Origin of the sequence: Brucella sp. NBRC 113783 (assembly GCF_040372265.1) — a bacterium.
Classification (GTDB): domain Bacteria; phylum Pseudomonadota; class Alphaproteobacteria; order Rhizobiales; family Rhizobiaceae; genus Brucella; species Brucella teleogrylli.
In genome coordinates, this window is sequence record NZ_BAABRX010000016.1 from 1 (window position 1) to 16664 (window position 16664).

Here is a 16664-nt window from a genome sequence, read left to right on the forward strand (position 1 = left end):
CCTATCTCTCAGACGTCCTCACCAAGATCGTCAACAATCATCCAAATAGCCAGATCGACGACCTGCTGCCTTGGGCCTATGCCGCAACGCACGATCTCAAAGCCGTGGCCTGAAAACAGCGCTTACCTTGAAGCACTTTATGCCCCGTTTGTTGATTGCCACTGAGAACTGACCCGGCGGGGATGCGGACTAAAACTTGGACCACCAGGAGTTAGTTCATGTATTCCCATGCAGACAGAATTCGCGCCGTTGAGCTGTATATCCAGCTTGGCAAGCGAGTTAAGGCGACGATCCGCCAATTGGGTTATCCGACAAAGAATGCGCTGAGAAACTGGTATCGCGAATACCAGCAACATCAAGACCTACGTGTTGGTTGTGTGGCTCGCGCACCGAAGTTTTCTGAGGCCCAGAGGCAGGCGGCGCTTGAACACTACCGCATTCACGATCGCTGTATCTCTGCGACGATGAGGGCGTTGGGCTATCCAGGTCGTGGAACTTTGACAGCATGGGTTCGAGAAGCGTTTCCAGAGACGAGGACTTCGATGGTCGGTCGCTCCTGGCGTCCGACCTATCCCGAGGCGTTGAAGCAAGTCGCGGTCATTGCTCTTTGCAGTGGAGAGGAAAGCGCCCAGCAAGTGGCCGAGCGGCTAGGCGTATGCCGGCCGACGTTGTACGCTTGGAAGAATGAGTTACTCGGTCATGAGGCTGCCTCATCCATGAAACGCCGCAAAGCCTATGCGCCAGCGCCCGAGCGTGAAGAACTCGAGCGACAGCTTGAAGCCCTCCAGCGCGATATCCGCCAATTGCAACTCGAACACGATCTGCTGAAGAAGGCCAATGAACTGCTAAAAAAAGGCCTGGGCGTCGATCTGCAACTCCTGAGTAATCGGGAGAAGACACAGCTGGTTGACGCCCTCAAAGATACCTATCGATTGTCAGAACTGCTTTTGCAGCTGGGGATTGCGCGAAGCTCGTACTTCTACCATCGCACCCGAGTGAACTTCGAAGACAAGTACGTCACCATCCGTCGCAACCTGACGGAAATATTCGAAAGCAACCATCGCTGCTACGGCTATCGCAGACTGCAGGCGTTGCTTGCCAGGCAGAGTGTGACAATATCGGAAAAGGTTGTGCAGCGATTGATGAAACAAGAGCGTTTGGTCGTAGTCAGACCACGGCGACGGCGTTTTGGCTCGTACCTGGGAGAAATCATTCCTGCGCCCGAGAACCTGATCAACCGCGATTTCCGTGCGAAAACACCGAACGAGAAATGGCTCACGGACATCACTGAATTCCAAATTCCCGCCGGCAAAGTGTATCTGTCGCCGATCATAGATTGCTTCGATGGCATGGTGATCAGTTGGTCCATTGGAACACAACCCGATGCGAGGCTGGTCAATAAAATGTTGGACGCCGCCATCGAGACAGTTACCGACGGCGAAGGCGGGACAATCGTCCATTCTGACCGTGGAGCCCACTATCGCTGGCCGGGTTGGCTTACTCGGATCAGCGATGCGAAGATGGTTCGTTCAATGTCCCGCAAGGGCTGTTCGCAGGATAATGCCGCGTGCGAGGGCTTCTTCGGTCGATTGAAAACGGAACTCTTCTATCCCCGAGACTGGAAGACAGTCACGATCGAACAGTTTGTCCACGAGGTTGATGCCTACATCCAATGGTACAATGAGAAGCGCATCAAATTATCACTGGGGTCGCTCAGCCCGATTGAGTATCGAAGAAGTCTTGGCCTTAACGTATAACTCAGTCCAAGTTTTTATCCGCACCCCCGAAGAACGTGGCCGCCTTCAGAAAAGTTTCAGCAATCGCACCAGGATTACCTCATGGTGTCGCCGTCCTTCATAGAGACCTTTTCCGTATCGACATGCAGTCGGCCTTGGCGCTAGGTTGATTGAGTTTCGGGGGCTGTGGCTCCGTCGGCCGTATGAAGCTCTCGGCGAAAAACTGGAAGCGCGAATGCCGCACAGTAATCCAGCTGATTGCCAGTCAAGAATCGTTATCACGGCTTTGTTCCTGCGATTGGCCGTAATGAAACATCCCCATCGCCTGGATAACTCAGGCATAGGGATGTTTTCTAAGTGTATCAGATAGCTTTCTGCAACTCCGGCAGCACGGTGAAGAGATCACCGACGAGGCCATAATCAGCAACCTGGAAGATCGGCGCTTCTTCATCCTTGTTGATGGCGACGATGACGCGGCTGTCCTTCATGCCAGCCAGATGCTGGATCGCGCCGGAGATGCCGACAGCGATGTAAAGCTCCGGTGCAACCACCTTGCCCGTCTGGCCAACCTGCCAGTCGTTTGGCGCATAGCCCGCATCGACTGCCGCACGGCTGGCGCCAACCGCCGCACCGAGCTTGTCGGCAACCGGCAGGATCACTTCCTGGAACTTTTCAGCCGAACCAAGTGCGCGACCGCCCGAGATGATGATCTTCGCCGAGGTCAGTTCCGGACGATCCGAAGCCGACAGCGCATTGCCCACAAAGCTCGACAGGGCCGGATCGGCAGGCACCGTTGCGTTCTCGACGGCAGCCGAACCGCCTTCGCCCGTTGCGGAGAAGGAAGCGGTACGCACCGTGATCACCTTCTTGGCGTCGGTGGACTGCACCGTCTGGATCGCATTGCCCGCATAGATCGGACGCTTGAACGTATCCGCCGACACCACTTCCATGATTTCGGACAACTGCATCACATCGAGAAGCGCTGCAACGCGCGGCAGGATGTTCTTGGCCGAGGTCGTCGCCGGTGCGATGATCGTGTCGTAATTGGCGGCCAGTTCCACGATGAGCGCTGCCGTTGGCTCGGCCAGACGGTTTTCCAGCGCATCGCTTTCAGCCAGCAGAACCTTGCGCACGCCTTTGAGCTTGGCGGCTGCATCGGCTGCAGATTTTGCGCCCTTGCCTGCAACCAGAATATCGACATCGCCGCCGATCTGGGCAGCTGCCGTCAGCGCCTTTGCCGTCTGGTCCGAAAGGGTTGCATTGTCGTGTTCGGCAATAAGAAGAATAGCCATTTATCTCGTCCCTTCCGATTTCTTAGATGATGCCGTCAGCCTTGAGCTTCTCAACCAGCTCGGCAACCGAGCCAACCTTGACGCCAGCCTTGCGGCCACCCGGCTCTTCGGTCTTCAGCACCTTGAGGCGTGGCGCAATATCGGCGCCGAAATCGGCAGGCGACTTCTCGTCCAGCGGCTTCTTCTTCGCCTTCATGATATTGGGCAACGACGCATAACGCGGCTGGTTCAAACGAAGATCAACCGTGACAATCGCCGGAAGCTTCACATCGATGGTCTGCAGACCGCCATCCACTTCGCGCGTGACCTTGGCCGAACCATCAGCCAGTTCCACCTTGGAGGCAAAGGTTGCCTGGCTCCAGTTCAAGAGCGCCGACAGCATCTGGCCGGTCTGGTTGGCATCGTCGTCGATTGCCTGCTTGCCGAGGAAGACGAGGTCCGGCTGTTCAGCCTCGACCACACCCTTCAACACCTTGGCGACGCCGAGTGGCTCGACCGTCTCGTCGGTCTTGACCAGAATGGCGCGGTCCGCACCCATGGCGAGCGCCGTGCGCAGCGTTTCCTGCGCCTGTGCCGGGCCAACCGAAACAGCCACAATCTCCGTTACCTTGCCAGCTTCCTTCAGACGGATCGCCTCTTCAACCGCAATCTCGTCAAAAGGGTTCATCGACATCTTGACGTTGGCAAGCTCAACGCCCGAACCGTCTCCCTTCACACGGATCTTTACGTTGTAATCGACAACCCGTTTTACTGCGACAAGGACTTTCATCAGTTTCTCCAATAGAGCTTCAGCAAACTGTGCGGAACCGCTCAACCATAACATCGAGGACTTCGCCCGGATCCCGCTTCCACCAATTATCGACCGAGAAGACTTCGACTTCGCAAGGTCCGTCGTAACCGGCATTTTCAATGTTTTCTCGAATGAACCTCAGATCGGCGACGCCATCGCCCATCATGCCGCGATCAAGCAGCACATCGCTGGTATCCGCGAGCCAGTCACAAAGGTGGTATCCCAAGATGCGCTCCTTGCCAGCTCGCTTCAACTGAGCCGGAAGGTCAGTATCCCACCAGACATGATAAACATCGACTGCAATACCAAGATTGGGCTCGGCAAGCGCCTCGCAAATGTCAACGGCATCGCGAAGGGTGGTCAAGCAGGAACGATTACCGGCATATACGGGATTAAGAGGCTCGAGCGCCAACCTAACATTGCGTTCGGCTGCATAAAGCACGATGTCACCAAGGCGGTCCGCAATAATCTTCAGACTTTCCGCCGGACCTTTCGAAGCTGGGTGTACTCCACCGACGACAATGGTCAACACAGCCGCGCCGAGTTCGGCGGCCATATCGATTGACGCCTTTGCACCATCAATCACAACATCCCGATTGACCGCATCAGCCCCGACAAGAAATGGCGTACGGCACAGCCCGGCAACCGAAAGGCCCGCCGCCCGCGTTCGTTCACCGATCTCCACCGCGCGCCTGCCGATTTCACGCCGCCAGAACACGATCGAACCGAAACCGCGCGCCGCACAGGCATCAATAAGCCGCTCGGGGGACCAACCGGCGCCATGGCCGTCGAGATTGTGGCCCAGACTGGCAGTGTTGAGCGCAAGTGCTGAGTGATCCTGCGAGAAATCACGCATCATCAGGCTCCATAAAGCGCCAGCAGCTTTTTCATGCGGTCTGCTGCGCGCTCGGGATGGCGCAACAGACCACATTGGTCAGCAAGCCGGAAAAGTTCGACAAAATAAGGAAGTGGACGCATAGCCTGTGCGCCGTTCAACATCACAAAGTGATCTTGAAAGCCGTTCAACCAAGCAATGAAAACTACGCCTGTTTTATAGTATTGGGTTGGCGCACGGAAAATCAGCCTTGCAAGCGGCACCGTTGGGTCCAATGTCGCACGGAAGCCCGCCTTGTCTCCATTCGTCAGTTGTTCGACAGCATAGGCTGCCGCAGGTGCAAGGGGATCGAATATACCCAGGAGGGCATGCGAGAATCCTTCACTGTCGCCTTCGATCAGTTCGGGATAGTTGAAATCGTCTCCCGTAAACATCTTCACGCCAGCCGGTAACAGGCGGCGCATTTGAATTTCCTTTTGCTTATCCAGCAGCGATATTTTGATGCCATCTATCTTCTGGCTATTGTTCTCGATGATGGTGAGAGCCGTTTGCATTGCCGGCTCGACGGATGAAGCCCCCCAATAGCCCGCAAGCTGCGGGTCGAACATATCGCCAAGCCAATGCAGTATTACCAGATTGTCACATGCCGAAAGCACTTCGGAATAAATTTTGATATAGTCATCCGGTCCACTCGCGACACGCGCCAAAGCGCGTGATGCCATAAGGATAATGCGCCCGCCAATCTTCTGGACGGCTTCAACCTGCTCCAGATATGCCCGCCGCACCTCATCCTGACTTGTAACTTTTGAAGGATCGAGATGATCCGTCCCACAACCATTAGCGACCAGCGCATCAGGAAGCTCCTCACGTGTGCGGCGTATGAGTTCAAGTGCTCCCGGCCAGTCGAGCCCCATGCCCCGCTGCGCCGTGTCCATAGCTTCCGCTATTCCAAGTCCCAGGCCAGCAAGATAATGGCGGAATTCCATCGTCTTGCTCCAGTCGATCGCAGCGCGTCCGGAAGGATCCCTGGCCGTGAATGGATCAGCCACGACATGAGCAGCGGAATAGATAATACGTGCGGGATTTGATCCAAGTTTCGCGGACGCAATCGTCTTGCCACTCATATGATAGTCCGAGAGCCGACCGCTTGCGTCGGGAAGTGCAATCTTCATGGTGTAACCTCAATAGCGTGGTACGAGCATGCCCGCGTCAGCAGGAATCGTCATGCCAGTTGTATAAGGAAGCCGCCCAGAAGCTAAGGAAGCTACGAGGGTGCCGATATCCTGCGGGTCTCCGACGCGCGGAAACAAGGTGAGGCCCTGCTCGGCGCGCGTGCGATAGGATTCAATAACCGGAGCTGTCATCTCTGTTGCAATCAATCCCGGCTGCACGTCGTAGACGGCTATTTCGTCTTGTCCCAGGCGCACTGCCAGCGCCTTGGAAATCATAGCGGCGGCGGCTTTCGAAGCGCAGTATTCCGAGCGTTGGACAGCTACAGCCACCGCGTTTGAAGACGTGACATTGATAATCGAGTGGAGGCTTGCCGACCGCTGCCGTTCAAGAAGGCGTCGCGCAAAGGCCTGACTTAAAAAAAACACAGCTTTCGAGTTAACGGCAAAGCAGCGGTCCCAACTTTCTTCTGAGACGTCCAGCATGTCGCCGCGTTTCAAAACGCCGACGCCCGCATTATTGACAAGCGTGGTAAGCGGTCCCAGTTTCGCTTCAATCTGATCAAGCGCAGTTTCATATCCGGCAATATCAGTGACGTCGAATGGGGCAGCCGTGACTTGAGCGCCCAAAGATGCAATTTTTTCCACCGCCGCAGCCAATTCCGCATCGTCTGACGGGCCGTTGACTGCGACAGCGAAACCTTCCTTGGCCAAAGCCTGCGCCGCGGCAAGCCCAATGCCACGCGATGATCCGGTCACCAGCGCAACCCGATGGTTGTTGTGTGCGTTCACGCCCTGGCTCCTTTTTTCAGGAGTTCTCGCGCGATGATCATGCGCTGTATCTGGTTCGTGCCTTCATAGATCTGTGTAATTTTGGCGTCGCGATAAAGCCGCTCGACTTCAAAACCGCGGATATAACCTGAGCCTCCGAAAACCTGAACAGCGTCTGCGGTGCGCTGAACAGCCATATCGCCAGCAAAGCATTTGGCAATCGAGCAGGCTTTGGTCGCATCACCCCCGCTGTCGATTTTTGATGCCGCCGATTGAACCAGAAGCCGTGCAGCTTCAATATCTTTTGCCATATCGGCCAGCAGCCATTGCACACCCTGGAATTCAGCGATCTGCTTGCCGAATTGCTTGCGCGTCCCTGCATAATCAAGCGCAGCTTCAAGACCGGCTTGAGCGATACCCACCGCAAGCGATGCGATACCGACACGGCCTTTGTCGAGCACGGACATCATCATATGAAACCCGCGACCTTCAACGCCAAGCATGGCATCGGGGGACAGGCGGACATCGGTAAATGTCAAAGCGCCGACCTGACTCGCACGCTGACCCATTTTGTGTTCTTTAGGACCTTTTTCGACACCTGCGGCATGAAGGTCCACAATAAAAATGGACATCCCCCGATTACCAGCTTCCTTGTCGGTTCTCGCCAGCACAAATCCGTAATCTGCGACAGGCGCGTTGTGGATCCAGATCTTGCCGCCATTGAGCCGCCAGCCAGAGCCGTCACGTTCCGCTGTCGTGCGAATGCCTGAAACGTCAGTGCCTGCTTCGGGCTCGGTTATACAATAGGCTACCTTTGCTTGCGTCGAAAGAATCTCCGGCAACATAGCCTGCTGGTGGCTCGTGCCATGTCGCACCAATAGAGTGGAAATGAGCTCTATAAGGCCGCACTGATCGGCGACAGACGCATAGCCCCTGCTCAGTTCTTCCATAACGACGGCATAGGTCAGCGTGTCAAAACCTGGCCCACCGAGTTCTTCGGGTACGCCAATGCCAAAAAGGCCCAGTTTACCCATCTCGGCATAAAGATCCGCAGGGAAACGCTCCTCCCTGTCCAGCATTTCCGCCACGGGACGTATCATTTCGTCGGCAAAGGCCCGCGCCATATCGCGTGCCTGTTGTTGTGTCTGCGTGAGAAACATCGGCATCTCCTCCAATAAAGTAACTATCTAGTTACATACATTCTTATTCCTTGCAAGGTCAAGACAGAAAAGATGCGATCCGAAGGAAGCGGCTTGCACCAAAAATCGCCTCGTGATTATTATGCACCAATTGGTTACTTATGGAGGAGTTTCATGCAGCCAGACGAAAAACGTAAATTTGGTAGAACCGACCTCGAGGTCACCGCTTTCGGATTTGGAACAGCGCCGCTGGGAAATATTTTCCGCGAGATTGATGAAGCGACATCCGAAGCAATGTTCTCTCGCGCCTGGAATGCTGGCATACGCTTCTTCGATACAGCTCCAATGTATGGCCATGGTCTGGCAGAACTGCGTACGGGCCACAGCTTGCGTTGGAAAAAACGTGATGATTTCGTCTTGGCCTCGAAGGTGGGCCGACTTTTACGCCCCGCGCCACGCAATACAATCGACTTTGCGCCGTGGACGAATGCAGCCCCATTCACTATGCATTTCGATTATTCCTATGATGGCACACTACGTGCGTTCGAAGACAGTTTGCAACGCCTGGGGCTGGAGCGAATGGATATGTGCTTCATCCACGATATTGATGTGTACACGCGCGGCAGCGAACAGGCCGAGGTTTTCAATCAGGCAATGGATGGCGCCTGGCGAGCACTGGAACGGCTTCGCTCCGAGAAACTCGTGAAGGCAATCGGCGTTGGCGTCAATGAATGGGAAGTGTGCCACGAAGCGCTGAAGCGTAATGATTTCGACTGCTTCCTGCTGGCTGGCCGCTATACGCTACTGGAGCAGGAAGCGCTCGATACTTTCCTGCCATTGTGTGAGGAACGCGGTGCTGCCGTTGTCGTTGGTGGTGGCTTTAATTCCGGCATCCTTGCCACGGGCGCACGCGAAGGCGCCAAGTACAACTACGCCCCTGCACCACGTGAAATCACGGAAAAAGTGGCAAAGATCGAAGCTGTTTGCCTGGAGCACAATGTGCCGCTGGCCGCTGCAGCGCTTCAATTTGTCGTTGCCCATCCAGCCGTGCCATCCTTCATGGCGGGCACGCGCACGCTTGAACAGCTGGAGCAAAATCTCGCCTGGTTCGCCCATCCGATTCCAACGGAGTTCTGGAACGACCTCAAGCAAAAAGGCTTGTTACGAGAAGACGCGCCCGTGCCGACATAAGAAGAAATTTCAGCCCGCGCGATGCATAAAGCGCGGGCTGGCTGTCTATCGAATCAGGATTGCACGGAAATCGTTGACATTCGTTCCCGTCGGACCGGGGATAAACAAATCTCCCAACTGGTTGAATGCACTCCACGCATCGTTACGAGCAAGGAGCGAAAAAGGGTCCATCCCCATTTCTCGTAAACGTTGCATACTGTGTCCATCAGCAAAGGCACCGGCATTATCCTCTGAACCGTCAATACCGTCGGTATCGGCCGCCAGTGCGACGAAAGGAACACCTTCGGCTGCAAGTGCAAGGGACAGAAGGAACTCCGTATTGCGCCCGCCACGACCAGTGCCCTTGATGGTCACAGTTGTTTCGCCCCCCGAAAGCATGACAACGGGGCGGGTGAAAGGGCGATTACGCGCTGCAATTTCACGCGCCATTGCCGCGTGAACACGAGCCACATCGCGTGCTTCACCCTCCATCGCGTCCGACAGAATGACCGCCGGAACTCCCATGGCCTCCGCCCGCCCGGCCGCTGCTTCCAGAGAAAGACGCGCAGAAGCGATGACCCGCACCTCGTTACCCGCAAACACAGCGTCTTCCGGCTTTGGCGCCAGCCCTTGATCTCCTGCGAGCCACGCTTCAATGCGCTCGGGAAGACCAATATTCCAAACCTTGGCCAGATTGCGCGCGCTTTGACGATCCATGGCATCAGGTATGGTTGGCCCACTGGCGACTTGTGCCGGATCATCGCCGGGAATGTCAGATACAACCAGCGTCACCAGACGCGCAGGATAGCAAGCCGCAGCCAGACGCCCGCCTTTGATTGCCGAAACCTGCTTGCGGATCGCGTTCATCACAGATATTGGAGCGCCGCTTGCAAGAAGCGCCTTGTTCATCGCGGCCTCTTCCTCCAGCGTCAGAGCCCCCGGCGGGGCTGGGAGCAGCGCTGATCCGCCGCCGCAAATCAAGGCAACAACGAGGTCATCCTTGGTAAGGCCCCGAACCGCTTCGAAAAGCGCCTTGGATGCTTCCAGCCCTGCGGCATCCGGCACTGGATGCGCGGCCTCCATTACCTTGATATGATCACAAGGCATCGCATAGCCATACCGCGTCACCACAACGCCCTCGACCGGCGCATCCCATAATTTTTCAAATGCTGAAGCAAGCTGGGCCACGCCCTTACCGGCGCCGATCACGACCGTCCGCCCGCGTGGAGGAATGGGGAGGTGAGCGCCAAGCGCTTTTTGTGGATCGGCAGCAGCAACCGCGCTATGAAAAAGCTCCGTCAGAAAACGTTTATCGTCGGATATCATATGCCCATCTCACCGGCGGAATTTCTTGAAACTGGCGGGGCGCTTCTGCCGATAGGCTGCAAGACCTTCTTCCAAATCATCCGAAGCGACAGCGACCGCTCCGGCCAGAGCCTCCACAATACGCTCGCTTTCCTCGCCTTCAGCGACATTGATCAGCATCTTGACGAGTTCCGTTGCGCGCGGCGACCGCTGCAGCAAGCGAGAGGCAGACGCCTCAGCAGCCATCAAACCATTTCCCGTCGCGACGACCTGATCTACCAGACCAAGCGAAAGCGCCTCATCGGCAGAAAACACTTCACCAAAGAGCGCCATGCGGCGAACCAGTCCAGAGCCGAAGCGCCGCGACACACGCTGGGTTCCCGACCAGCCGGGTATCACCCCGAGACCGGTTTCCGGCAGGCCTATTTTCACATGTGCTTCCGCGATGCGCATATCGGCGCAGGCCGCGAGTTCAAGTCCGCCGCCCAAAGCATGGCCGTTCAACACAGCGATGACCGGCACGCTCAGCCGCGCCAGCGCATCGAAAACGTCATGTCCATCACGCAACCAGCGGCGTGAAAAATTATCCGCATCGAGTTGGCTCCAGGCATCTATGTCGCCGCCCGCACAGAAGGATTTTTGCCCCTTTCCGGTGAGAATGACCACACCGGCATCGGACCGCTCGATCTTTCGGCAGGCGTCAAGCAGGGCATCCGCCATGCCGGCATCGATTGCGTTGAGTTTTTCCGCGCGCCGAATTGTCAGGCGCGCAATATGGCCTTCTAAAAGAAGCTCGATACGTGCATCACTCATAGTGCAAGTTCCATCAGGCCAGGGCGAAACAGCGCTCCGTCCATCGTCTTCAAAGTCCTGGAAACACGCAATGGTGTAGCGGCCTGATCGAGAACATCGCGCTGAAGATCAATGCCGGGCGCAACTTCCGTCACAACGAGCCCGTCCTGTTCCAGACGGATCACACAACGCTCGGTGACATAGGTCACATCCTGTTCCTGCATGCGGCCACGCTTGCCGGAAAAGCTGACCTGATCCACCTTACGAACAAACTTCGCAATTTTGCCTTCCCTGTCGATCACGAGGCGGCCGTCTTCGACGCGCATCTTTGCGCCCGCATTGAAGTTGCCGGAAAAAACGATTTTCTTTGCCCGAGTGGTGATGTCGACAAAACCGCCTGCGCCTGCGGTGCGATGTGGCGTTGCCGCCAGTCGGCTGACATTGACCGATCCGTCGGCATCGACTTCCAGAAATGACAGGAGCGAACAATCAAAAGCCCCTGCCTGAAAATAGCTAAACTGGTGCGGGGAAGCGACAAACGCCTCGGCATTGGAAGCACAACCGAACTTGAAATCAAGCAACGGCACACCACCTACCGCCCCTTGCTCGATAACCCAGGTGATTTTTCCGTGATGTCCTTCTTCAATCAGGATTCGCGGTACATTGGCTGAAATGCCGAAACCAATATTGACCGCCCAATCAGCCTTCAGTTCCTGTGCAACGCGGCGCGCGATGACTTTGCCCACATCGAGCTTTGGTATATCGAAACTATCAAGCGGACGGAAAAGCTCGCCCGAGATCGCCGGATCGTACTGCGTTGCCGTGGTTTGCAACTGATCGGGCGCCTCTACGATCACGTCGACCAGAATACCGGGCACCCGAACGTCATGCGGGCGGATTGTACCGCTTGCCGCGACACGCTTCACCTGTGCGATTACGATGCCTCCGGAATTTCGGGCGGCCAGCGCCATTTCCATCGCTCCAAGTGTCGCGCCTTCATGCTCGAAGGTGAGATTGCCCTTCTCATCGGCGGTCGTCGCGCGAATGATCGCTACATCGGGACGAATGGCCGGAAAATGCAGCCAGTCTTCTCCTTCAAAAGAAACCCGCTTGACCAATGGTTTCGCGCGTGCGCTGGCGTTCATAGCGCAGCCTTCCTGATCGGGATCCACAAAAGTATCCATCCCGACCTTTGTCAGCACACCGGGCCGTTTGGCCGCGCCCTCACGCAACATATCAAAGACGATACCGGAAGGCACATTCCATGCGGCCAGCTTCTCTTGCACAATCATCTGCCAGATAAGCGGAGGCTCGGCATTGCTGGGCCCGGATGGGTATGAGCCGCCGATAATCTGGACAAGCATTTCGGGCTTCGCGATATGATCGACGCCGCGCGTGCCAAAGAAATCGCCGGCCGCAATCGGATGAACTGAAGTCAGGCCGCGCGGGTGCCCCTCATTGTCGAACCGCTCACCCAAAGCCTTCAAAACGGCATCAGGGCAACAAAGGCCGGACGATGAGTTGACGGCTATGACTGCACCGTCCTTTATGAGCTTTACCGCGTCCTCCGCTGACTTCACCTTCCGCATCAAAACCTCCACATGCCTTTGCATTAAGTAACTAACTAGTTATACATTAATCACAAGCGGTGCGGGCACGCAAGCCGGTTCTCGCCGCGCAGCCTCAACACCAATCAGAGAGGACACATGAACATCTATTTTCAAAAGAGCTTTCAGCGCGGTTTTGGTACCTATCCGCTTAAGGGAGCGGAATTGCGAAATGCCATGGAAGCAGCGTTTGCCGCAGGCTACAGAGCCTTCGATACGGCGCAAATGTATGGCAATGAGACAGATACGGGCCACGCATTGGCGATGTGTGACATTGCCCGTGACGAACTGTGCATTACAACAAAGGTGCATCCCGAAAATTATTCGGAAGATAAGTTTATTCCCTCGGTCGAAGCCAGTCTGAAAGCCCTCAGGCTTGATCATGTCGATGTTCTGCTTTTGCATTGGCCCGACACAGGCGGTGAGATTGCTTCTTCCCTGCGCCTGCTGCAATCAGCACAGTTGCGGGGCCTTACCCGCTTCATCGGCGTATCAAATTATACCGCACGCATGATGCATGAGGCCAAAACGATCGTTGACGTGCCGCTCGTCACCAACCAAATTGAATTCCACCCTTTGCTGGACCAGAGAAAACTTCTGGCGGCCGCAGAGCAGACAGGCATTCCGCTATCCTCTTATGCATCAATCGCCCGAGGCGAGGTATTCAAGCACAATCTCTTTTCAGAGATTGGCGATAGCTATGGCAAATCGGCAGCGCAGATCGCGTTACGCTGGATATTACAAAAGGGCATACCGCTGAATACGATGTCGACACGGCCGGAAAATATAAAGGCCAATTTCAACATTATGGATTTTACTTTGTCGTCGATCGATATGAACAGGATCGATACCCTCAATGCCCTCGATTATCGTGTCGTCAAGTCAGGCCAACTGCCTTGGACGCCCGAATGGGACTGAAAAAAGAAGGCGGCCAATGGCCGCCTTCTTATGAATATATCGATTGGATCAGGCGTTGCCGCGGATCATGTCGGCAGCTTTTTCTGCAATCATTATGGTCGCGGCGTTGGTATTGGAGCCGACCAGACTTGGCATGATGGAACTGTCGCAGATACGAATGCCGTCAACGCCATGCACACGCAGTTGCGGATCAACGACAGACATTGCATCCGTTCCCATCTTGCAGGTGCAAGTGGGATGATAGGACGTGCGACCATACTGACGGGCATAAGCGATATAGTCCGCCTGCGTCCTCACATTCTTATCAGGAAAGCGCAGCACCTTGATGTATTTTTGCAGGGACGGCTGATTGAATATCTCTTGACTGATCTTCAAGCCCTCAACAGAAATTTTCAAATCTTCCGAGTCAGCGAGATAATTGGGATCGATGACCGGCAAGTCCCGCGGATCGGCGGAGCGCAAGGCAACCGTTCCACGTGACTTCGGTCGAAGCGTATATGAGTTGAGCGTTATTCCTGAAGCCCCTTTCGATACGCTTGGAACTCCAGCTTCCGCCCCTGCACCGGCAAGGAAATGGAACTGCAGGTCAGGACTGGCGCACTCCTTGTCGCCATACCAGAATGCACCACCTTCAACAACATTCGAGGTGATAGGACCTGAATTGAACAGGGAATACTGAATACCCGCCCACAACATCCAGTGGAGCTTGTTGTATTTATCAAGGCTGTCATGATTCTGAAGTTCAGCGACGATATCGACGCCAAAATGATCCTGTAGATTCTCACCAACGCCCGCGAGGTCCTCTATCACATCAATGCCATGGCTACGCAGGGCAGTGGCTGGCCCGATGCCTGACAGCATCATCAGTTTTGGTGTACCAATTGCACCGGACGTCACAAGCACTTCACTATCGGCACGCGCTGTCATTTGTTTGCCGTTGATCTCGTAATCGACCCCAACAGCGCGCCGGCCTTCAAAAACAATCCGCAGGACCAATGCGCCGGTGACCAGAGTCAGGTTTGGGCGTTTCAGGGCCGGCCGCAGATAGCCAACGGCTGCGGAACAGCGGCGGTTATTACGGATCGTCGTCTGATAAACGCCAGCCCCTTCCTGGGTTGGTCCGTTGAAGTCCGGGTTATAGGGAATACCGTATTCCTGGCAGCTCTGCACAAATGCACGCGTCATGCGTTGTGGATCAGGAAGGTTTGAAACTCCAAGAGGCCCATCGGTTCCATGCCAGCCACCCGACAGAATCGTGTTACCCTCCGAACGAAGGAAATACTTCTGTACATCCTTGAAACTCCATCCTTCAGCGCCTTCACTTTGCCAGCGATCGTAATCGCTCGGATGACCACGTGTAAAAACCTCGGCATTGATGGACGAGCCACCGCCAAGTACTTTAGCCTGCACATACGGAATCTCACGATTGTTCGCATGTCGTTGAGGGGTGGTTTTGAGCCCCCAAGTCAGGGGGCCCGTAGTCATTTTAGCAAAGCCAACCGGCATATGGATGAAAGGATGACTGTCCCGTCCGCCCGCTTCAATAAGACAGACACGTGCAGAAGGATTTTCCGAAAGACGCGCGGCAAGGACGCAGCCAGCACTCCCTCCCCCGACGATCACATAATCAAAACCTGTCGTCATCATGCTATCCAATGCGAGCGTTTGCCTATTTCGACGTGAACGGACTTGATTTGCGTATATTCCTCGACGCCGTATATCCCGGCCTCGCGACCCCAACCAGACTGTTTGAAGCCTCCAAGCGGCATTTCCGGCCCGCCCGCCATGATCGTATTCACCCAGAACCGGCCGGCACGTACGCGTCGTGTTACCATAAGCGCCTTGTCGATATTCTTGGTCCAGACACTTGCCGCAAGACCGTAGACCGTATCATTTGCCATTCGGATCGCGTCTTCGAGTGTATCAAAATGCATGGAACAGAGTACGGGGCCGAAAATCTCATCCCGAGCAATCGCCATTTCTCGAGAAACGCCCGAGAAAAGCGTCGGTGCAATATATTGTCCGCGGCCAAGGTCAAGCGGCGATCCGCCACAAAGAAGCTTTGCACCCTCCGCTCCGCCTTTGGCTATATAGTCCAGAATCGTAGCGTTCTGCGCTTCAGTCGTTATTGCTCCAACCTGGGTATTTGGATCCAGCGGGTCACCAACGCCGATTTTGGCCATTTTCTCCACGAGCAACTTTTCAAAATCCGCAGCGATTGAACGCTCAACAATCAGGCGCGATGAAGAAACACAGCACTGTCCTGTATTGAAGCTAATTCCAAATGCTGCGGCATCCGCCGCGTCTTCCATATCTGCATCGGCAAATACAACGATCGGATTCTTGCCGCCCAGTTCCAGACCAAGTTTCTTGAAATTGGAGTCAGCGGCGGCATGAACGCAAGAACGCCCCACAGCGGTTGAACCAGTGAAGGAGAGCATGTCAACATCCGGATGTTCAGCCATTGCCTGACCAATAATACGTCCAGAGCCGGTAATCACATTAAAGACACCTGCAGGCAGACCGGCTTCCGCCAGTACTTCGGCCAACAACAATGTGCTCGCCGACGTCACCTCCGATGGCTTGACGACCGTAGTGCAGCCGGAGGCCAGAATAAACGGCACGCGCTCACACAAAATCAGGAACGGAAAATTCCAAGGTGTAATCAGGCCAACAACACCGATAGGCTCACGCAACACCATGCCGAAAAGATCGTCACCGAGTGAATTGAAACTATCGCCGTGCAGAAGCCGTGCCGCACCTGCGCCAACTTCAAAACAGGCAATGCAATTGTCGATTTCTCCACGAGCCTGCGAGATCGGCTTACCGTTTTCCAGCGTCTCCCAATAGGCAATCTCATCGCGTCGGCGACGCAGAATCTCCGCTGCCCTTAGAAGCACGCCGGCGCGAGACGCTCCTGACAATCCCGACCAGCGGCGATCCTCAAAGGCCCGCCGCGCCGCCCCTACAGCTTCGTCAAGATGCTCGGTGGTACAACGAACGGTTCGTGTGACAGGCGTTCCATGGCCAGGCGAAAGTCGTTCGAAGTAGTCAGTGCCTTCCTTCCACCTACCATCGATAAAGAAACCGAACGTACGCGCTTCGCGCGGGGGCGAAAGAAATGCGTTATTGTGATCCAT

At 55.4% G+C, this 16664-nt stretch carries 15 protein-coding genes; 4 read left to right on the plus strand and 11 right to left on the minus strand.

Annotated features, from left to right (window positions below):
* Together ABWW11_RS23890 and ABWW11_RS23895 are read left to right on the plus strand one after the other, a co-directional pair.
* Positions 1-113, plus strand: a 113-nt coding sequence (locus ABWW11_RS23890; protein ID WP_353411743.1) for a transposase domain-containing protein, incomplete at its 5' end; no start/stop codon positions are given.
* Positions 114-218: 105 nt separating this feature from the next.
* Positions 219-1757 (plus strand): IS3 family transposase, encoded by a 1539-nt coding sequence (locus ABWW11_RS23895; RefSeq protein ID WP_109366351.1) that lies wholly within the window; start codon positions 219-221, stop codon positions 1755-1757.
* Positions 1758-2098: 341 nt separating this feature from the next.
* Here ABWW11_RS23895 and ABWW11_RS23900 read toward each other — a convergent pair whose 3' ends face one another.
* Genes ABWW11_RS23900 through ABWW11_RS23925 form a run of 6 tightly spaced genes read right to left on the minus strand, consistent with a single transcriptional unit; the run spans position 2099 to position 7753 of the window.
* Entirely contained in the window at positions 2099-3028 is a 930-nt protein-coding gene (locus tag ABWW11_RS23900) for an electron transfer flavoprotein subunit alpha/FixB family protein (protein WP_109366352.1), read from the minus strand.
* 22 nt (positions 3029-3050) lie between these two features.
* Positions 3051-3797 (minus strand): electron transfer flavoprotein subunit beta/FixA family protein, encoded by a 747-nt coding sequence (locus ABWW11_RS23905; protein WP_109366234.1) that lies wholly within the window; start codon positions 3795-3797, stop codon positions 3051-3053.
* 19 nt (positions 3798-3816) lie between these two features.
* Positions 3817-4674 carry a sugar phosphate isomerase/epimerase family protein gene (locus tag ABWW11_RS23910; protein WP_109366460.1) on the minus strand — a complete coding sequence of 286 codons (858 nt, stop codon included), beginning with the start codon at positions 4672-4674 and terminating at the stop codon, positions 3817-3819.
* A gap of 2 nt (positions 4675-4676) precedes the next feature.
* A complete protein-coding gene (locus tag ABWW11_RS23915; RefSeq protein ID WP_109366353.1) occupies positions 4677-5825 on the minus strand; it encodes a dihydrodipicolinate synthase family protein in 1149 nt (382 codons plus the stop codon).
* Between the two features lie 9 nt (positions 5826-5834).
* Entirely contained in the window at positions 5835-6614 is a 780-nt protein-coding gene (locus tag ABWW11_RS23920) for a 3-ketoacyl-ACP reductase (RefSeq protein ID WP_109366354.1), read from the minus strand.
* Positions 6611-7753: an acyl-CoA dehydrogenase family protein gene (locus ABWW11_RS23925; RefSeq protein ID WP_109366355.1), complete on the minus strand. Its 1143-nt coding sequence runs from the start codon at positions 7751-7753 to the stop codon at positions 6611-6613. Before ABWW11_RS23925 ends, ABWW11_RS23920 begins: the two co-directional genes overlap by 4 nt.
* A 153-nt stretch (positions 7754-7906) precedes the next feature.
* Here ABWW11_RS23925 and ABWW11_RS23930 point away from each other — a divergent pair, with 153 nt between their 5' ends.
* Positions 7907-8923, plus strand: a complete 1017-nt coding sequence (locus ABWW11_RS23930) for an aldo/keto reductase (protein ID WP_319080927.1) — start codon at positions 7907-7909, stop codon at positions 8921-8923.
* A 45-nt stretch (positions 8924-8968) separates the two neighbouring features.
* Here ABWW11_RS23930 and ABWW11_RS23935 read toward each other — a convergent pair whose 3' ends face one another.
* The 3 genes from ABWW11_RS23935 to ABWW11_RS23945 are packed head-to-tail and all read right to left on the minus strand — an operon-like array spanning position 8969 to position 12588.
* Complete coding sequence (locus ABWW11_RS23935; protein WP_109366357.1) at positions 8969-10228, minus strand: glycerate kinase type-2 family protein; 1260 nt, start codon at positions 10226-10228, stop codon at positions 8969-8971.
* A 9-nt stretch (positions 10229-10237) separates the two neighbouring features.
* Positions 10238-11020 (minus strand): enoyl-CoA hydratase/isomerase family protein, encoded by a 783-nt coding sequence (locus tag ABWW11_RS23940; RefSeq protein WP_109366358.1) that lies wholly within the window; start codon positions 11018-11020, stop codon positions 10238-10240.
* On the minus strand, positions 11017-12588 hold the full coding sequence (locus ABWW11_RS23945; protein ID WP_109366359.1) for an acyl CoA:acetate/3-ketoacid CoA transferase: 1572 nt from the start codon (positions 12586-12588) through the stop codon (positions 11017-11019). The genes ABWW11_RS23940 and ABWW11_RS23945 overlap by 4 nt, the downstream gene beginning before the upstream one ends.
* A 117-nt stretch (positions 12589-12705) precedes the next feature.
* Between ABWW11_RS23945 and ABWW11_RS23950 the strand changes: the two genes are divergently transcribed.
* Entirely contained in the window at positions 12706-13524 is an 819-nt protein-coding gene (locus ABWW11_RS23950; protein ID WP_078341247.1) for an aldo/keto reductase, read from the plus strand.
* 48 nt (positions 13525-13572) lie between these two features.
* Here the strand turns inward: ABWW11_RS23950 and ABWW11_RS23955 are convergent, their stop codons facing one another.
* Complete coding sequence (locus ABWW11_RS23955) at positions 13573-15168, minus strand: GMC family oxidoreductase (protein ID WP_319080928.1); 1596 nt, start codon at positions 15166-15168, stop codon at positions 13573-13575.
* The gene (locus tag ABWW11_RS23960; RefSeq protein WP_109366360.1) at positions 15168-16664 is read right to left on the minus strand and encodes an aldehyde dehydrogenase family protein; all 1497 of its coding nucleotides are present in this window, start codon (positions 16662-16664) and stop codon (positions 15168-15170) included. The genes ABWW11_RS23955 and ABWW11_RS23960 overlap by 1 nt, the downstream gene beginning before the upstream one ends.

Excerpts from the sequence above, each read along its gene's own strand:
- ABWW11_RS23895 (WP_109366351.1), top strand. The coding sequence starts at position 219 with ATGTATTCCCATGCAGACAGAATTCGCGCCGTTGAGCTGTATATCCAG.
- ABWW11_RS23900 (WP_109366352.1), bottom strand. The coding sequence starts at position 3,028 with ATGGCTATTCTTCTTATTGCCGAACACGACAATGCAACCCTTTCGGAC.
- ABWW11_RS23905 (WP_109366234.1), bottom strand. The coding sequence starts at position 3,797 with ATGAAAGTCCTTGTCGCAGTAAAACGGGTTGTCGATTACAACGTAAAG.
- ABWW11_RS23910 (WP_109366460.1), bottom strand. The coding sequence starts at position 4,674 with ATGCGTGATTTCTCGCAGGATCACTCAGCACTTGCGCTCAACACTGCC.
- ABWW11_RS23915 (WP_109366353.1), bottom strand. The coding sequence starts at position 5,825 with ATGAAGATTGCACTTCCCGACGCAAGCGGTCGGCTCTCGGACTATCAT.
- ABWW11_RS23925 (WP_109366355.1), bottom strand. The coding sequence starts at position 7,753 with ATGTTTCTCACGCAGACACAACAACAGGCACGCGATATGGCGCGGGCC.
- ABWW11_RS23930 (WP_319080927.1), top strand. The coding sequence starts at position 7,907 with ATGCAGCCAGACGAAAAACGTAAATTTGGTAGAACCGACCTCGAGGTC.
- ABWW11_RS23935 (WP_109366357.1), bottom strand. The coding sequence starts at position 10,228 with ATGATATCCGACGATAAACGTTTTCTGACGGAGCTTTTTCATAGCGCG.
- ABWW11_RS23940 (WP_109366358.1), bottom strand. The coding sequence starts at position 11,020 with ATGAGTGATGCACGTATCGAGCTTCTTTTAGAAGGCCATATTGCGCGC.
- ABWW11_RS23945 (WP_109366359.1), bottom strand. The coding sequence starts at position 12,588 with ATGCGGAAGGTGAAGTCAGCGGAGGACGCGGTAAAGCTCATAAAGGAC.
- ABWW11_RS23950 (WP_078341247.1), top strand. The coding sequence starts at position 12,706 with ATGAACATCTATTTTCAAAAGAGCTTTCAGCGCGGTTTTGGTACCTAT.
- ABWW11_RS23955 (WP_319080928.1), bottom strand. The coding sequence starts at position 15,168 with ATGACGACAGGTTTTGATTATGTGATCGTCGGGGGAGGGAGTGCTGGC.
- ABWW11_RS23960 (WP_109366360.1), bottom strand. The coding sequence starts at position 16,664 with ATGGATCACAATAACGCATTTCTTTCGCCCCCGCGCGAAGCGCGTACG.